At 50.5% G+C, this 16,815-nt stretch carries 13 protein-coding genes; 8 read left to right on the forward strand and 5 right to left on the reverse strand.

Annotated elements, in window-relative coordinates; genetic code table 11:
• The first annotated feature begins 260 nt into the window (after positions 1 to 260).
• From pnp to MPL1_RS08465, 5 genes are all read left to right on the forward strand, one after another.
• Positions 261 to 2,357: a polyribonucleotide nucleotidyltransferase gene (gene pnp / locus MPL1_RS08445; protein WP_009726706.1), complete on the forward strand. Its 2,097-nt coding sequence runs from the start codon at positions 261 to 263 to the stop codon at positions 2,355 to 2,357.
• Positions 2,358 to 2,423: 66 nt separating this feature from the next.
• Positions 2,424 to 3,170 (forward strand): molybdate ABC transporter substrate-binding protein, encoded by a 747-nt coding sequence (gene modA, locus MPL1_RS08450; RefSeq protein ID WP_009726707.1) that lies wholly within the window; start codon positions 2,424 to 2,426, stop codon positions 3,168 to 3,170.
• Positions 3,171 to 3,179: 9 nt separating this feature from the next.
• The gene (gene modB, locus MPL1_RS08455) at positions 3,180 to 3,848 is read left to right on the forward strand and encodes a molybdate ABC transporter permease subunit (RefSeq protein ID WP_009726708.1); all 669 of its coding nucleotides are present in this window, start codon (positions 3,180 to 3,182) and stop codon (positions 3,846 to 3,848) included.
• Positions 3,848 to 4,984, forward strand: a complete 1,137-nt coding sequence (locus tag MPL1_RS08460; RefSeq protein ID WP_009726709.1) for an ABC transporter ATP-binding protein — start codon at positions 3,848 to 3,850, stop codon at positions 4,982 to 4,984. The genes modB and MPL1_RS08460 overlap by 1 nt, the downstream gene beginning before the upstream one ends.
• Entirely contained in the window at positions 4,962 to 5,735 is a 774-nt protein-coding gene (locus MPL1_RS08465; protein ID WP_009726710.1) for an ATP-binding protein, read from the forward strand. Before MPL1_RS08460 ends, MPL1_RS08465 begins: the two co-directional genes overlap by 23 nt.
• On the opposite strand, the gene MPL1_RS08470 is transcribed toward MPL1_RS08465, so the two are convergent.
• Genes MPL1_RS08470 through MPL1_RS08490 form a run of 5 tightly spaced genes read right to left on the reverse strand, consistent with a single transcriptional unit; the run spans position 5,702 to position 13,375 of the window.
• Positions 5,702 to 7,012, reverse strand: coding sequence for a sensor histidine kinase (locus tag MPL1_RS08470; protein ID WP_009726711.1), 1,311 nt, complete (start codon positions 7,010 to 7,012; stop codon positions 5,702 to 5,704). The genes MPL1_RS08465 and MPL1_RS08470 overlap by 34 nt on opposite strands.
• On the reverse strand, positions 6,990 to 7,682 hold the full coding sequence (locus MPL1_RS08475) for a response regulator transcription factor (RefSeq protein ID WP_009726712.1): 693 nt from the start codon (positions 7,680 to 7,682) through the stop codon (positions 6,990 to 6,992). The genes MPL1_RS08470 and MPL1_RS08475 overlap by 23 nt, the downstream gene beginning before the upstream one ends.
• On the reverse strand, positions 7,679 to 10,831 hold the full coding sequence (locus MPL1_RS08480; RefSeq protein ID WP_009726713.1) for an efflux RND transporter permease subunit: 3,153 nt from the start codon (positions 10,829 to 10,831) through the stop codon (positions 7,679 to 7,681). The genes MPL1_RS08475 and MPL1_RS08480 overlap by 4 nt, the downstream gene beginning before the upstream one ends.
• Positions 10,824 to 11,999, reverse strand: a complete 1,176-nt coding sequence (locus tag MPL1_RS08485; protein ID WP_009726714.1) for an efflux RND transporter periplasmic adaptor subunit — start codon at positions 11,997 to 11,999, stop codon at positions 10,824 to 10,826. The genes MPL1_RS08480 and MPL1_RS08485 overlap by 8 nt, the downstream gene beginning before the upstream one ends.
• Positions 11,996 to 13,375, reverse strand: coding sequence for a TolC family protein (locus tag MPL1_RS08490; protein ID WP_009726715.1), 1,380 nt, complete (start codon positions 13,373 to 13,375; stop codon positions 11,996 to 11,998). The genes MPL1_RS08485 and MPL1_RS08490 overlap by 4 nt, the downstream gene beginning before the upstream one ends.
• Positions 13,376 to 13,660: 285 nt before the next feature.
• Here MPL1_RS08490 and MPL1_RS08495 point away from each other — a divergent pair, with 285 nt between their 5' ends.
• The 3 genes from MPL1_RS08495 to MPL1_RS08505 form a co-directional block, all read left to right on the forward strand.
• Entirely contained in the window at positions 13,661 to 15,154 is a 1,494-nt protein-coding gene (locus tag MPL1_RS08495; RefSeq protein WP_009726716.1) for a SulP family inorganic anion transporter, read from the forward strand.
• Positions 15,155 to 15,167: 13 nt separating this feature from the next.
• A complete protein-coding gene (locus tag MPL1_RS08500; protein WP_009726717.1) occupies positions 15,168 to 16,028 on the forward strand; it encodes a universal stress protein in 861 nt (286 codons plus the stop codon).
• Positions 16,029 to 16,175: 147 nt separating this feature from the next.
• On the forward strand, positions 16,176 to 16,815 hold a 640-nt coding region (locus MPL1_RS08505; RefSeq protein ID WP_009726718.1), incomplete at its 3' end, for a phytochrome family protein.

The following is a 16,815-nucleotide window of genomic DNA, read 5'->3' on the forward strand; positions in this document are numbered from 1 at the left end:
GCAAGATGSTCGATTACCTGAAAAAGACTGACATCAATCGTTACCGTGATTTGATTGCTGATCTGGGTCTGCGTCGCTAATTGCAGACGTGAGCTCGAAGTTACAGTACATCATCCATGTCGTGAGTAACGGCATCAGGTCAATGACCTGAGTAATTTAATGCCCCTGAAACACCTGTGGTTTCAGGGGCATTTTCATTTATGCGTTCAAGCCTGAACAGAAAGGTCTGTTCAGAGTGTTGTCAAGAGAAGGAAGATAGTGTGAATTCAGTTAAAAAATCAGTGCAATTTGGCGAACATCTGCTCACTCTGGAAACGGGTAAAGTTGCCCGCCAGGCAACAGGTGCCGTTATTGCAAGTCTGGGGGAAACTTCAGTATTGGTCACGGTTGTTGGCAAAAAAACAGTCAGCCCGGGCCAGGACTTTTTTCCATTGACCGTCAACTACCAGGAACGGACTTACTCAGCAGGTAAGATCCCTGGCGGTTTTTTCAAACGTGAAGGTCGTCCCAGTGAAAAAGAAACGCTGACATCACGTCTTATCGATCGTCCTCTGCGTCCATTGTTTCCAAAAGGTTTTCTTAACGAAGTTCAGGTCATTGCTACCGTAATGGCGCTGGATCCTGCCATTGACCCTGACATTCCTGCCATGATCGGCGCATCTGCTGCTTTGGCAATTTCCGGTATTCCTTTCAACGGCCCATTGGGTGCAGCTCGCGTGGGCTACGTCGATGGTCAATATCTGCTGAACCCAAGTCGCAAGCAGCTGGATGACAGTGCGCTGGATTTGGTGGTCGCGGGTACTGAAACAGCGGTGTTGATGGTTGAATCAGAAGCTTCTGAGCTGCCTGAAGAAGTCATGCTGGGTTCAGTTATGTTTGGTCATCAGCAAATGCAAACGGCCATTAATCTGGTCCGTGAGCTTCAAGCGGAAGTGGGTAAACCTGCATGGGACTGGACACCTGCGGTCAAAAACGAAAGCCTTTATGATGCCGTTAAAGCCAACGCCTACGAAGGTATCAAGGCGGCTTACAGCATCAGCGATAAAATGCAGCGCCAGGATCAGCTTGGTGAATTGCGCAATGCAGCGGTAGAAGCTTTGTGTGGTGATGCTTCTGAGTGGAGCGAAGAAGAAGTTAAAGGTGTTTTTGCCAAACTCGAAAAAGAACTGGTTCGTGGTCGCATTATTGCTGGCGAACCGCGCATTGACGGACGTGATACCAAAACAGTTCGTCCGATTTTTGTCGAAACCGGCATTCTCAAACGCGTTCATGGTTCTGCTTTGTTTACACGTGGCGAAACCCAGGCGATTGTCGTTGCCACACTGGGTGCTGAGCGTGATGCACAGATGATTGATGCGGTAGAAGGCGAGTATCGTGACCGTTTCATGCTGCATTACAACTTCCCGCCGTTCTGTGTGGGTGAAACAGGTTTTGTTGGCAGCCCTAAACGTCGCGAAATCGGTCACGGCAAACTGGCCAAGCGTGGTATCCAGGCGGTCATGCCAAATGCAGAAGAATTTCCGTATGTAGTTCGTGTGGTGTCAGAAATCACTGAGTCCAACGGTTCCAGCTCCATGGCATCGGTCTGTGGTACTTCACTGGCACTGATGGATGCGGGCGTACCTATCAAGGCGCCTGTCGCCGGTATTGCAATGGGTCTTATCAAAGAACCTGATGGCTATGCGGTTTTGACCGATATTCTGGGTGATGAAGATCACCTGGGTGATATGGACTTTAAAGTTGCCGGTACTGAAAAAGGCGTCACCGCGCTGCAGATGGATATCAAGATTGAAGGTATTAACGAAGAAATCATGCGCACAGCACTGGCTCAGGCACGTGATGGCCGTTTGCATATCCTCGAGAAAATGAATGTGGTCATTTCATCGCATCGCGCCGAAATGTCAGAATTTGCGCCGCGCATTATCACTACCAAGATTCACTCAGATAAGATTCGTGATGTCATCGGTAAAGGTGGCGCTACCATTCGTGCTATCACCGAAGAAACGGGTGCCACCATTGATATTCAAGACGATGGTACTGTGATGATTTTCTCGTCTGACTACAATGCCGGTCAGGCTGCGCTGCGTCGTATTGAAGACATCACTGCTGAAGTTGAAGTTGGCAAGATTTATCAAGGCCGTGTTGCCAAGTTGATGGACTTCGGTGCGTTTGTCACCATTCTGCCTGGCAAAGATGGTCTGGTGCATATCTCGCAAATCTCTGATGAGCGTGTCGAGAACGTCAGCGACAAACTGTCGGAAGGTGACATGATTCAGGTCAAAGTGCTGGAAGTTGATCGTCAAGGCCGTATTCGTCTGAGCATGAAGGCGGTCAATGAGGAAGTCCAAGCAGACTAAACTCTGGTCATACGCTAAACTGAAAAGCCCCGCTCAGCGGGGCTTTTTTGTGGGAGAAAATCATTCATGTGGCGAAGTGTTCTGCTATTGATGTTGTGGTTGCCGTGCACTGTACATGCTCAGACATTAAGAATTGCCGCCGCCGCTGATTTACGTTTTGTGATGCCGGAGCTGGTGTCGAGTTTTCAGCAGCTATCCGGGATCAGAGTCAATGTCACCTATGGTTCATCGGGCAATATCACCAATCAATTGCAACATGGTGCACCTTACGATGTGTTTTTTTCGGCAGACGTTGCCTATGCTGAGCGTTTACAGCAATGGCAACTAACACGTGGTGAAGCGTTGCATTATGCAGAAGGTTACGTGGCACTGTTTGCCAGCCATCGTTCAGCGCTGGATGTCGATGCCGACTTATCAGGATTGAAGCAGGCCTTGCTGGCAGGACAGATCCAGAAATTTGCAATCGCCAATCCGGCGCATGCACCTTATGGACAATTAGCTGAACGCATATTACGTGAGCATCAGTTATGGGAAATGATCGAGGACAGGCTGTTGCTGGCTGAGAATGCTGCACAGGTGATGCAGTTCAGCCTTACGGGTAATGTCGATGGCGGTATTGTGCCTTATGCGATGGCGATTCAGCCGCGAATGGCTGCGCGCGGCCGTTATCAACAATTGCCAGGCAGTCTTTATCAAGTGGCTGTTATTCTCAAGCAGGCACCTTTGGTTGCAGAACAGTTCCTTGAGTTTATCGCCAGTGATGAAGCCTTGGCGATTTTCCAAGCCCATGGCTTTGGCAGAGTCGGAGACTAGATACCCAATATGGATTGGCAGGCACTTTATGTTTCATTGAAGCTGGCGACCGTGACCAGTCTCAGCTTGTTTCCAATCGGAATGGCGCTGGCTTACTGGCTTAACCGGACTCAGTTCAAAGGTCGCTATTTTGTTGAGGCATTGCTGACCTTGCCCTTGGTCTTGCCACCCACAGTGTTGGGCTACTTTTTACTGGTATCGATGGATAGTCAGCATGTGTTGGGTGGATTTTTTGCCCAACTCACCGGCCAGCAACTTGCTTTTTCCTTTACCGGACTGTGGCTGGCATCGATTATTTACAGTTTGCCGTTTGCGGTTCAGCCAATTCTTCGAGCCATGGAGCAAGTCCCGGATAATCTGCGTGAGGCTGCCTGGTGCAGTGGTATTTCGCGTTGGAAAACCTTTTTACGTATTGAAATGCCACTGATTTGGCCAGGCATTATGACGGCCTGGATCCTGAGTTTTTGTCATACCTTGGGTGAGTTTGGTGTTGTACTGATGATTGGCGGCAACATTGCCGGAGAAACCCGCACTCTGTCGATTGCGATTTACGACAGTGTGATCGCTTTTGAGCATCAGCAGGCGACAGTGATGTCGCTGATATTGCTTGGCATCTCGGTGGTGACAGTCACCCTGGTTTACAGCCTTAACCGACTGAAATATCGGGTGGTACGATAGTGAAAAGACTGTCAGTCGATATTCGCTTGCAAACGCCTACGCAGTTGGATGTGCAACTGACGTGTGAACCAGGACAGATGCTGGCGCTGGTCGGTCCATCGGGAAGTGGCAAAAGCACGACCTTACGTTGCATTGCGGGTCTGCTTAAGCCACATGATGGGGTCATCGAAAGTGGTGGTCATCGCTGGTTTGACAGCCATCAAACCTTGAGTCTGAGCCCACAAAAACGGCGGGTTGGCATTGTGTTTCAGGATTATGCATTGTTTCCGCACCTAACTGTGGCGGGCAATATTGCGCTGGCTCTGCAGGCAGACCAGGATTCATCGGCGCAGGTGGACACATTGCTTGAGCAAGTGCATTTGTCAGGTTTGGCATCACGTTATCCTGCGCAGTTGTCGGGTGGGCAACAACAACGCGTCGCACTTGCCAGAGCTCTGGCACGTCGCCCTGATGTTTTGCTGCTGGATGAACCTTTCTCGGCGGTAGATAGAGTGACTCGCCGCAAATTATATTTGGAGTTACATGCGCTGCGTCGGCAATTATCGATGCCGGTCATCCTGGTAACGCATGACTTGGATGAAGCGGCGATGCTCGCGGATCAGATGTGCGTGATTCATCAGGGAAAGACCTTGCAGCAGGGCGCTATTGATGAGGTGTTGCAACGGCCTAAAAATCTTTCTGTGGCCAGTCAGGTTGACGTTCGAAACCTGTTTGAGGGTGAACTGGTGCAGGCCGGCAACAGCTTCAAACTGCGCTGGCATGAACATCTCTTTGAGGTTGCACAGCCGTCTTTGTCAGGAAATGAATGGACCGAAGGTGAAGTGCATTGGCTGATTGCGCCGGCTAAAATACTGTTGCACCAACAGCGTCGACCATCCAGAGGTGATCAGGAAAATGCTGTGAATGCAGTGGTAGAGCAAATTATTACACTGCGTGGCATTGCCACTTTACTGGCTACAGTCGAAGGCGGTCACGGGCAACAGTTGCAACTGGATGTTCCGGAGCATGTTCTGCAACGCAATAAAATCACCATCGGGCAAAAAATAGGCATGTCTTTATTGGCGCAGGCCATTCACATCATGCCTCGAAGTGCAAAAAAGGAAGCTGGCAATCATGACAAATCTGGATTGGCATAACATTAAAGCGGCGGTCTGGCGGCCGCACAGTGAAAAGTTAAAAGCCATTGGCAGGCTGGATCCGGTCTCTCTGGACAGTCTGGTGGGCATTGATGAGCAAAAGTCTGCCCTGATGCAAAATACCGAGCGGTTTATCCGTGGCGAACCCAGCAATCATGCCTTGTTGTGGGGCAGTCGCGGCACGGGAAAATCGTCTTTGATCAAAGCTCTGTTGAATCAATATGCCGAGCAGGGGTTGCGGATGTTGCAAATTGACAAGGAGCAATTGCACTGGCTTCCGGAGATTCTGGATGATCTCGAAGATCGACCGTTTCGCTTTGTGATTTTTTGTGATGATTTATCCTTCGAGGTGGGTGAAGACAGCTATAAGCCTCTAAAAACCTTGCTGGAAGGCGGGCTGGAATTACCACCCGAACATGTACGTATCTATGCGACTTCCAATCGCCGGCATCTGATGCCGGAGTTACAGGCGGAAAATCAGCTGAGTAAAGTCGTGGGTGATGAAGTGCATTACACCGATAGTCTGGAAGACAAGCTGGCCTTGTCAGATCGATTTGGTCTGTGGTTGTCGTTTTATCCGGCAAGCTGGGACAGCTACCTGACCATGGTGGATGTTTTATTTAAAGATCATTCGATTGAACAGCAGCAACTGCATGAGGCGGCCAGGCAGTTTGCGATGCGTCGGGCCAGTCATAGCGGTAGAACGGCGGTACAGTTTTACAAATCCTGGTTGGCAAACAAAGGTGCTTGAGGGCTGATATCAAGCGTGACCCTGTGTCCATCGCCAAGCGCTTCATTACGATAATACCAACCCAGTTTTTCAGTTAACTGTGCAGTCAGTTGCAGGCCGAGACCAAAACCGCTCTCTGTTGTGGGGGTGGATTGTTCCGGGTAGAGATGATTGACGATGCTGATTCGAGTGTCTTGCTGTTGGATTGTGACTTCACCTTGCCATGTGTGCTGAAAAGCATTACGAATCAGGTTGCCCAGAACAATTCTCAAGGCGACTTCGGAAACCGAGACTGTGCAGGGGCTGCAGTCGATATCAACGCTGACCTGTTTGTCACGCAACAGATAACGCATATCTTCAACCAGTTGGGTTAAGGTCTGCTCTAAATCAAGGGTTTGTTCGGGCAGTGGTGATGAAATATCACGACTCATCCACAGCAGTGTTTCAGTCAAATGGTGCATGTTCAAGCTGGCGCGATCAATTCTGTCAGTGATTTCCTTGAGTACTGGTGGCAGTGTTTCAGATTGTTTTTGCTGCCAGCGTGACATCAGCTCAATATTGTTTCGTATCACACTGATGGGCGTGCGTAATTCATGACTGGCATAGCGGAGAAACTGATGTTCGCGCTGCAGACTCCGGTTGACTGAAATAAGACTATTGCGTGTCAATTGGGCCATTTCGTTGAGTTCTGGATACATAAAGTCAGGCACCGGTTGTTCCAGTTGTTCAGCAGTTAACTGACGGGTCCATTGTCCCAGCCTGGCAACGGGGCGGGAGATATGTCTGAGCAGCAGGCCTGTGATTACAATCAGCGTGAGTGCGCTCAATAGACTGAATAGCAGCAATAACTGCAGGCTCTCAGCCATATTTCTGCCCATTAAGGGACTGACGCTGTCACGAGACATGGAACGACTGATAAAAACCGGCTGATCATTGATATCAATACGCAGCACAAAATGCATGATATCCGGTCGTTGCAGCCAGCCAGAGGCATCGTGTTTGAGCAATTCGCCCGGACTTGCCGGTGGCCGGTTAAAGGCTGAGCGTATCTCTTCTGGCAGTTGTTGCCAATCTCTGCTGATGCGTGCTCCGCGATAGATTACCGACTCGTCCATATCAGCATCTGGATGTGTGGCAAAGTAGGCCAGCGCAGCGTTTTCCATGGCACCTGAAACGATATTGTCCATACCACGCACAAAAAAATGGATGCTCAGTAGGGAATAGCCAATCATAACCAACAGGCCAAACACCAAAAAACTCAGGGTAAAAAGTCGTTTAAGGCTGAGCGGTCGTTTCATCGTCGAGCTTCCTGAGTGTCACGCCGTGCCCGGCAATGGTATGAATCAGTGGTGGAGAAAACGCACCATCTACGGCCTTGCGCAGGTGGTGAAGATGAACTTTGAGACTATTGCTGTCAGGCGTGGTCTCACCCCACACGGATTGTTCCAGTTTGTACCGGGGAACAACTTCCGGCGCGGCTCTTAGCAGACATTCCAGTAATTGCCAGCCACTGGGGGAAAGCTTCAGTGGGCTACCAGCCCGCATCGCTGTGCGTTGTTTGAGGTTCATTTGCAGATCGGCATAGCTGAGCAACTGAACTTGGCCACTGCGTCGCCGTGACAGCGCATCAATTCTGACCACCAGTTCTTCCAAGGCAAAGGGCTTGACCAGATAGTCATCAGTACCCGCATGAAAACCAGAGATCTTGTCATCGACCTGATCTCGGGCGGTCAGCATCAATATCGGAATATCCCGACCTTCCTGTCGTAACTTTTCACAGACGCCCAGCCCATCCAGTCTGGGCAGATTCAAGTCCAGTAGTAGTACGTCATAATCATTGTCAGTCAGCAGGTTTAATCCGGCAACGCCATTGCTGGCGTGATCACAGTCGATCTGCTCCAGTTGTAAGTAGTCAATGACGGTTTGGGCCAGATCCAGATCGTCTTCAATCAATAAAGTACGGGTCATACTGAACCTCTCTGAACAGGGCTGCCTGAAAGTGATTGTGGTTTGAATAGTCGAGCAACATCCAGTTGAATCATCAGCAGGCAAGGGATAAGGATCAAGGTGATCACCGTGGCAAACATGATGCCGTAACCCAATGATACCGCGGCAGGAATCAGAAACTGTGCCTGTCTGGAGGTTTCACTCAACAAGGGTAACAGTCCAGCAAAAGTCGTGAATGAGGTAAGCAACACCGCTCTAAGCCGATCTCTCGCTGCCATGCTGATAGCCTGATGCAGGTTGGCACCTTGCGCTTTGAGATCATTGAATCTGGATACCAGTAACAAGCTGTCATTCACCACCACACCACTTAGCGCAATAATGCCGTTGAGTGACAGAATGCTCAGTGACAAGTCATTCATCCAGTGACCGAGAATTGCGCCGACAATGCCAAACGGAATGGCGGTCATGATAATCACTGGCTGAATGTATGATTTCAGTGGCACCGCCAGCAGGATATATATCACCAGACTGGCGACCATAAACACGGTCACCATTGAAGACTGTGTTTCAGCCTGTTCCTCCGCCTCACCGGCAAAATGAATATTAAGCCCTGGGTATTGGGCCAGCAAATCAGGTACGACTTGTCTGCGCAATTGACTGACCAGTTCGGTGGCGGATTGCAGATCCTTGTCAACGTCAGCGGTCAGATACACCGCTCTCTGGCCGTTGATACGCGTGATGCGATCACGGGTGAAGCCATAATCAATGGTGGCAACAGACGAGAGCGGAACCACTGAACCATCCAACAATCGGATGCGGGCATTGACCACATCTGCAGGATTCTGCCGGTCAGCTTCCGGGTAGCGAACTCTGACCTCAATCTCATCGCTGTTACGCTGAAAACGCTGTACCACTCGACCACTGAAAGCTTGCAGGATTTGCGAGGCCAGCATATCTGTCGTTAAGCCCATGGCAAGGCCCTGGGCGTTAAGCCGAAGCTGTATCTGAGGCTGACTGGGGTCAAGCGTATCTTCCAGACCCTGGATCGCGGGTGTTTGCAGTAACAGTTGGCGAAGCTGCTGTCCGGCCCTCGTCAACACCTCGTCATCATTGGAACGAAGCTCGATGCGCAGTGCGTCAGCCATGCGACGTGTACTGCGGACATTGAGCGTGCGAACACCTTCAGGCTGTCCTATGAGTCTTTGCCAGGTCTGGCTGAATTGCTGCAAATCGTATGGCGCATCAGGTGTTAGTTCGACCACCAATGAACCAGACTGATCGGCAGTCGACAGTAACTGCAGATTGGCAATGCCACTGTGTTGATGTTCGGTGTCTTCTCGAAGCTGTTGATCCGCCCGATAAGCTCTGGCTTCTATCATCAGCAAGGTTTGATGTGTCTGACCAAAACTGATGTCATTTTGCATGTTCAAGTTAGCTGTGACGGTGTCTCCGGGAATGCCTGGGAAAAAACTGATGCGGATTTTTCCGCTGGCCGGCATGGCGATGACCAGTGCAAAAATGGCAATAAACATAATGACCACCGCGTAACGTTGCCTGAGCGCAATATCTATCACCGGACGATAAATCCGGCTGGCAAACCATTGGAGACTGCTGTCCGCACCATTCTGGATTTTTTTCCAGCCAGCAACAAGCGGGTGATGACTGGTGCGTCGCTGGGTGTTCAGATGGGCGAGGTGAGCAGGCAGAATCAGCTTGGACTCTACAATGGACAGCATCAAGGCAATACTGACAACTGCTGCAAATTGAGCATAGAGACTACCCAGACGTCCTTCGATATGAGACAGCGCATAAAAGGCCACCACGGTGGTAAAAACACCAAACAAGGTCGGAACTGCTACTCGCATAGTGCCTTTGATGGTGTTTCGCAGTGTATCGCCTTCTTTGGATCGGACGCTGTATATACTCTCACCGACCACCACTGCATCATCAACAATAATGCCCAGTGCCAGAATAAAGCCAAAAGTTGTGAAGGAATTAAGCGTCAGACCGGCATAGCTGTCACCCATGAAATAAAGCGTGCCGAAAAAGACAAAGGGCAGACCCATGGCAACCCAGAAGGCAACGGTAAGATTGAGAAACAAGGCCAGCAGCAGAAATACCAGCGCGATCCCGGTAAGTGCATTTTTGATGAGCAAATCAAGGCGCTGATTGATGCTGACACTTCGGTCGTACCAGGAGGCCAGCTCAACGCCTTGAGGCAATTTGCCGGAGTGTACCCAGTTATCGACGACCTGACGGGCACCGTCTACCGTATCAGAGATATCATCCATGCCGGTGGTGATGACCTGGAGCGCAATACTTTCCTGTCCCTGAAAACGAGACAGCACAGAAGTGTCATCATCATAATCATCACGAATGGTGGCTACATCGCCCAGTCTGATTTGCTGGCCACGTGGTGTGGTCACCAGTGGGATGTCTGCAAAATCCTGTTGCAGATAGGCTTGTTGGGAGGCTCGCAATTGCAGAAACAGACTTTCATTACGCAAAACGGCCGTCATGGTGTCCGACGAGCTGGCGTTGATGGCTGTTTCCACATCGGACAGGGACAAGCCATAGGCTTGCAGCTGGCCTTCATCAATTTCGATAAACATCATCGGATCGAGCCAACCAGAGATGCTGACCCGATTAATCTTCTCATGTGCCATTAAATCCGATTTCAGCTCTTCTGCCAGCTGCTGCATCGTGTGGCGATTGGAGTTGCCGTAGAGTTGCAGCCACAGCGCATGTTCCTCGCGTTCTGCCTTGCTGATGACAGGGCGTTTCGCTTCGGCAGGAAAGGTGGAGATAGCATCGATCTGATTTTTGACATCCCGTAATAGCTCATCCAGATCGTAACCGCTTTGCATTTCCACGCTGATGCTGACACCACTGCGAGTGGATGAACTGGTAATTGAGCGGATTCCAGTGACGTCTTCCAGTTGATCTTCTATCTTGATGGCAAGCCCTTCTTCGGATTGTTGGGCTGACCCGCTGTCATAGCTGACAGAAATGCTGATACTGTCAGGCTCTCTGCTGGGAAATGCCTCGCGTCGGAGATTGCCCATTTCCAGTACGCCAAGCATGATCACCAGAATCAGCAGCAAATTGGCAGCAACAGGGTTGGAGGCAAACCAAGGGATAATGCCTCTGCGTGATGACAGGTTATTCATAGGAAAGCCCTGTCAACAGGGGATTGATATGCATGCCGATACGATAGGTATTCAGAGGATTTTTCACCACACGTTGCGACTGCCCGGCCAGATCGGCTGGTGGTTTGACGTAAATCAGGCTATCGCGGCTGAATACCGGCTCTGCACTGAAATTCTGCAGTGTATTATCTTCCGAGACATACCAGACTTCTCCTCGTTGGCTGAGCGCGGTATTGGGGAGTTGCCACAAACCATCAAGCGCTTTGCCTTCGAGATTGACGCGTAAAAAAGTCCCGGGATAAAGCGCGGGTTGTTGATCCAGAGGATTGCTGACACTCAGCACCACCGCACGTTGACGGGTTTCGCTATCAAGATGCTGTTCGACACGTAATACTTCAGCTTGCCATGAACCTGTTCCATCCACTGCAGACAGCTGTGCTGACCACTGGCTGGCAACCAACAGTGTTGGCTCTGGTAATAATGTCCATTCCCGAGCAGATAAGGGCAACACAATCTCTACGCGTTCAGTGCTGTAAATCGTCGCGACTTCATGTCCTGATTGCACAAAAGATCCGGGACCGGTGTGTCGCGCCACAATCAAGGCATCAAAAGGGGCGGTGATCCTTGTTTGTTGAAGATCCTTACGAGCGCTTTCCAGAGTCACAGTCGCTTCACTGACCATCGCTCTTGCTGCCGCCAATTGTGGCTCACGCAATACCAGCGGTGAATCGGGTTCTCCTGACATTCCGGAAGCAAGCCATTCTTCGCGAGCCTGAATTTGCAAACGCTCTTCTTCAAGCAAGGTCAGTTGAGCTGCGGCCAGTGCCTGTTCGGCACGACTGACGGCGGCGCGGTAATCACTGTTTTCAAGTTGTATTAACCAATCTCCCGAGGCAACTCGATAACCACTGTCAAACTGTTCAGCAATTTGTTCAACGCGACCCGCAACCTGTGAGCTCAACTCCAGCTGAAAACGTGCCTGGCTGGCACCAAAGGTGGTCAATTGAGCCGAATAACGACCAGATTCAACTTCAATTACACTGACTTGTGGGCGAATAGGCGGTGCTTCCCGCACCGGAATTGGCCGATTGGCTTCTACAGCGATTTGATACTGGTTGTAGGTCAGCACTGCGACCAAAAACAGCAGTGCCGCAATGACAAAGCCCCAATGAGAGATAAACTTTTTCATGCTTCGACTCCAAGTCCCAGTGCCAGCCCCAAATCAATCCTGTTTGCCAGTCGTTGATAGGCGAGAGTGTTCAGTTGTGCTTGCAGGTCGTAGCGTTGTTGCTGGACTGACAGTAATTCGAGGATGGTGGCCAGGCCATTGCGGTAGCGTTGCTGGTAATTCAGCAGATTGCGCTCGGCACTTTGCAGAGCAGTGCTGATATGTTGATATTGCAATGCGAGACTCTGCTCCTGGCTGATGGCCTGATCGACCTCAACCACCGCACTCAGCAGTAGTTCGCGATAGGCCTGATAGCTCTGTTCTGTCTGTAATTCAGCAATTTCGGTGGCAGCTCTGAGCCTTCCACCCTGATAAAGTGGGGCAGTCAATTGAGTCAATATTGACCAGGCCGGTGCGGCAAATAAGGCTCCCCGGGCATTGCTGGCTGAATCATTCAAAAGTAGCTGCAAGTTCAGTTCAGGTAACAGATCCTTATAGGCGACTTGACTACGCAAGTCATTTGCCTGAATTGCTGCAAAAGCAGCCTGTAAATCCGGTCTTCTGGCCATAGTCTGAGTTGGCAAACCAGCCAGTGGCAGGACGACTTCGGGATAGTCTGTAGGAGTCAACAATTCAACAGGGACGATCTGTCCGGTCAATAAACGCAGATCATTTTGCTGCCGTTGTAAATCTTCTTTGGCGGCGACCAGTCGGGCTCGACTACTGGCCACACTGGTTCGGGCACTGTCAACATCTTCGAGTGTTCCTAAACCGTTACGATAACGCTGTGCGATGAACAGTTCTGTTTGTTCAAAGTCTGTCAGTCGTTGTTGTTCGATCTCGATGCTGTGTTGCAGCGCAATCAGGTTCAGCCAGGCACGCATGATTTCAGCTGCCAGCGTATCCATAGCAGATTGATAGAGCCACTGCTGCTCAACAATATCTAACTCAGCGGCAGAGACTGAATCGGCAATTTTTCCCCACAGATCAAGTTGCCAACCAACGTTTAACTGACTGCTGAACCTGTTGTCAGATGATTGTCGCTCATGACTGCTACTGACACTTACCTGGGGACGTTGATCCGCTTGAGTCTGTCTGAGCTGAACCTGGCGAATCTGCAAGGTCAGCAAAGTCTGTTGCAGGCCGGGGTGGTTGACTCTGGCCTGTTCAATCAAGGTTTGCAAAGCGGGAGAATCAAGCAGGTCCGTCAGGGTGCTTGCCGACTGCATTTCGCTAATCTGTTGCCATGCTTCAACAGTACTTTGCTCCTCAATAATCTGAGCCTGATAGTTGGTTCGCTCAGGCATTACAGAGCAGCCATTCAGGGTCAGTAACATCAGTGATACAAGACCCCAGACAGGGTTCTTATATTGTTGGCAGGAGCCGATTACGGCCATTAATTTTCTCCAGATTGGTGATCGTCGGAGCCAACTTAGCGGATTTGGGGTTAACGGCAGGTTAAGTCTGGAAAAATGTTGTTACTGACTTTGGATTAGAACGATATGTATGAACATGCTATTCTTGTGGGTTTTTTCGAACTAAAACAGTCAATGTTGTTGAGTCCACCCTAGCGTTCCCCATCGCCTATTTTCAGCCGACTTCAGCCGGACAGGCATCTTGTGGCTGGCTGTTATCTGGAAACGCCTGTTTCCGAAATTCAAACACACTTGCAGGAATTTTTTATGCTTCCAACATGGAAACGTGACTGGTTTTCCAATATTCGCGGTGATCTGCTGGCCGGCCTGGTGGTAGCACTGGCTTTAGTTCCTGAGGCGATTGCCTTTTCAATTATTGCTGGCGTGGATCCCAAAGTCGGTCTGTATGCTTCGTTCTGTATTGCGGTGATTATCGCTTTTACCGGCGGTCGGCCAGGCATGATTTCAGCCGCTACCGGTGCCATGGCGCTGCTGATGATTACTTTGGTGCGCGAACATGGTCTGGAATATCTGCTGGCGGCAACCTTGCTGACCGGTGTATTTCAGATTATTGCCGGTTATTTGCAACTGGGAAGTTTGATGAGATTTGTCTCACGCTCCGTGGTCACCGGCTTTGTGAATGCGCTGGCGATTCTGATTTTTACCGCCCAGTTGCCTGAGCTGACCAATGTGACCTGGCATGTTTATGCACTGACCGCCGCGGGACTGGCGATTATTTACCTGTTTCCCTATGTGCCCAGGATTGGCCATCTATTGCCTTCACCGCTGGTGACCATTGTCGTGTTGACCGCATTTACCATGCTGGTCGGGCTGGATATTCGCACGGTGGGCGATATGGGTGAGCTGCCGGATACGTTGCCGGTGTTCTTGTGGCCGGATGTGCCGTTGAATCTGGAAACGCTGATGATTATTCTGCCTTACGCGATTGCGCTGGCGATTGTCGGTCTGCTGGAATCGATGATGACTGCCACCATTGTCGATGATTTGACCGATACCAGCAGTGATAAAAACCGCGAGTGCAAAGGTCAGGGCATTGCCAATATCGGTTCCGGACTGATGGGCGGCATGGCCGGCTGTGCGATGATCGGCCAGTCGGTGATCAATGTTAAGTCGGGTGGTCGAGGTCGTTTATCCACCTTTGCCGCCGGTGTGTTTCTGCTGGTGATGATCCTGGTGCTGGATGAGTGGCTGACGCAGATCCCGATGGCGGCACTGGTGGCGGTCATGATTATGGTCTCGATAGGTACTTTTTCCTGGGAGTCTCTGCGGGATATGAAAAAACATCCACTGTCGACCAATATTGTCATGGTGTCGACCGTGGTATTTGTGGTGTTGACCCATAACCTGGCCATCGGTGTTGCCGTCGGTGTACTGCTGGCGGCGCTGTTCTTTGCCAACAAGGTGGGGCATTACATGGCGGTGGAATCGTCTCTCAGCGAGGATGGCACTGAGCGAACCTACCGGATTCTCGGCCAGGTATTTTTTGCCTCGTCCGATAAATTCACCTCGGCGTTTGATTTCAAAGAGGCGCCTGAGCGTGTCATTATCGATCTGACACAAGCACACTTCTGGGATGTGACCTCAGTGTCGGCACTGGACAAAGTGGTAATCAAGTTCCGCCGTGAGGGGGCTGAAGTCAAACTGATCGGTATGAATGACGCCACTGCCACCATTGTTGACCGTTTCGGGGTGCACGATAAACCGGACGAAGTTGAAAAACTGCTCAAGGGCGGGCATTAGGAGAGAGACGGGAATGACCAAAATAATTGCTTGTATCGACGGCTCAAAAGCTGCCACGGCCGTTTGTGATGCCGCCGCCTGGGCCAGCCAGCAACTGTGTGCTTCGCTGGCGTTGCTGCATGTGCTGGACAAAACTGAGTATCCGACTCAGGAACAACACAGCAACTTGTCCGGTAATATCGGTTTGGGCAGCCGGGAAAACTTGCTTGAAGAACTGGTGGAGCTGGATGAAAAGCGCAGCAGACTGGCGCTGGAGCATGGCAAGCACCTGCTGCAAGCTGCCAAACAACGCGTTGAATCAGCTGGCGTTGCGGAGGTCAGTATCCATCAACGCCATGGCAACCTGCTGGAAACACTGGCCGAAATGGAAGCGGATATGCGGCTGCTGGTGATGGGCCGGCAAGGTGAAGCGCACAATGATGAAAGTCATGCCATCGGCAGTCATCTGGAAAATGTAGTGCGTACCTTACATAAGCCGATTCTGGTGGCTTTGCCTGAGTTCAAGACGCCACAAAACTTTATGCTGGCTTATGACGGCAGTGCTACTGCCAAAAGCGCATTGGACAAGATCGTCGACAGCCCTTTGCTGAAAAACTTGCCCTGTCATCTGGTGATGGTGGCGGACGCCACCCCACAACTGGAAGCCGAGTTGAGCGAGGCTGGAGCCCGGATGCGCAATGCCGGTTTTGAGGTGACCACGGCCATGCGCAGTGGCACAGTTCAGCCGACCTTGCAAAAATATCAGCAACAAAACACCATTGATCTGCTGGTGATGGGCGCTTATGGGCATTCTCGTATCCGCCAGTTTCTGGTCGGTAGCAATACCGCCAAAATGGTTCGGCTCAGTGATATTCCACTGTTGTTGCTCCGCTAAATAATCAGCAGGTTTTGATTTTTTTTATGATTCGATGTCGCTACACTTTGGGGATATGAGATCCTCGACGGCTTGCATGAGTCCAATACATTAGACAGCCAGTAACCTTCAGAGCCGCCAATCAATTTCTGCCAAGAGGTCAAAAACTTGATTCAGTTACCTGCAGTTGCAAGTGAGTATGCGCAGATTCAGGCCAATTCAAGGGTATTGATTCTGGATGCTGCGATTGAATCGGTTTTATGGGTGAGTGAACAATGTCTTCACTGTCTGGAGCTGTCGATTCAAACGCTTGAGCAACAGACACCGGCAGATATTTTAGGTGACTCACTTTATCAAGCCCTCTCAGAAATTGATGAACATCAACCATATCACCTGACGCTGGAGTTTCAGCGTCAATCAGCACAACAATTACTTCGGTTTTCTGTGTCAGTCTGGCGAACCACTGACTACCTAATTCTCGAATTTGAGCCGATTGCGCTACAGACGGAGCAGCGTCTGCTAGCCAAAACAAACCAGTGGTTGAGTCATCTCTCACAGGTGACACACAGTGAATCTGTGCCCCGGGTTTTGGTTGATGCGGTGGCCGAATTAAGCGGTTTTGACAGGGTTTGTCTGCACAAGTTTGACGCCGAAATGAATAGCATGGTCATAGCGGAGCACTGTAAACAGGGCATACCTTCTCTTAAAGGCTTGTCATTCCCTGCGTCGCAGATGATGTGCGGGTTTCAACAATATTTGAATCAACACATTATGATCTGCATAGATGATGTGCATTCACACAGTCAAC

It is taken from the genome of Methylophaga lonarensis MPL (genome assembly GCF_000349205.1).
GTDB classification, from domain to species: domain Bacteria; phylum Pseudomonadota; class Gammaproteobacteria; order Nitrosococcales; family Methylophagaceae; genus Methylophaga; species Methylophaga lonarensis.

Coding starts and splice junctions, on each gene's coding strand:
- modA (WP_009726707.1), top strand. CDS start 2,424: ATGTGGCGAAGTGTTCTGCTATTGATGTTGTGGTTGCCGTGCACTGTA.
- modB (WP_009726708.1), top strand. CDS start 3,180: ATGGATTGGCAGGCACTTTATGTTTCATTGAAGCTGGCGACCGTGACC.
- MPL1_RS08465 (WP_009726710.1), top strand. CDS start 4,962: ATGACAAATCTGGATTGGCATAACATTAAAGCGGCGGTCTGGCGGCCG.
- MPL1_RS08470 (WP_009726711.1), bottom strand. CDS start 7,012: ATGAAACGACCGCTCAGCCTTAAACGACTTTTTACCCTGAGTTTTTTG.
- MPL1_RS08475 (WP_009726712.1), bottom strand. CDS start 7,682: ATGACCCGTACTTTATTGATTGAAGACGATCTGGATCTGGCCCAAACC.
- MPL1_RS08480 (WP_009726713.1), bottom strand. CDS start 10,831: ATGAATAACCTGTCATCACGCAGAGGCATTATCCCTTGGTTTGCCTCC.
- MPL1_RS08485 (WP_009726714.1), bottom strand. CDS start 11,999: ATGAAAAAGTTTATCTCTCATTGGGGCTTTGTCATTGCGGCACTGCTG.
- MPL1_RS08490 (WP_009726715.1), bottom strand. CDS start 13,375: ATGGCCGTAATCGGCTCCTGCCAACAATATAAGAACCCTGTCTGGGGT.
- MPL1_RS08495 (WP_009726716.1), top strand. CDS start 13,661: ATGCTTCCAACATGGAAACGTGACTGGTTTTCCAATATTCGCGGTGAT.
- MPL1_RS08500 (WP_009726717.1), top strand. CDS start 15,168: ATGACCAAAATAATTGCTTGTATCGACGGCTCAAAAGCTGCCACGGCC.